This is a genomic window from Treponema sp. R6D11 (assembly GCF_054786075.1).
The window spans coordinates 1-336 of sequence record NZ_BDHD01001298.1 but is presented as its reverse complement, the minus strand read 5'-3'; the positions used below and the strand labels follow the sequence as shown (position 1 = coordinate 336).

The 336-nt window shown below is 42.3% G+C and carries 1 protein-coding gene; it reads left to right on the top strand.

Features of this window, described 5'->3' with window-relative positions; all coding sequences use genetic code 11:
* Positions 1-149: 149 nt before the first annotated feature.
* Positions 150-336 (top strand): hypothetical protein (locus tag ACYVTD_RS18510; RefSeq protein WP_461249058.1); only part of this gene is annotated, 187 nt, incomplete at its 3' end.

Sequence of the window (336 nt, the reverse complement as noted above, 5' to 3'; positions counted from 1 at the left end):
TTGTTTGCCGGTAAGGTCAGCACATTTTATAAAGTGCTCTTTACCTATTGTCAATACATCAAACTATCGCTTTTCGCAGTGGTAACCATTGGGTAGCGAAGCCGAATAGGTGGTTACGGAAGGCAAATTCCCGCACAAAACGGGACTTTGTGGAAATCGGCGAAATAGGTGAAATGTCCGAAGATATGGAAGCGGAGTTTGACCTATTCTATATCGTAATGAAAGGGCAGTCGTTAAAAGAGGTGGAGACTTGGGATTTGGATGATCTTAAAAAGATGGTGGCGATGTATCAAATGCAACAGGATACGGAAAATGCGTATCAGTCCTACATAATGA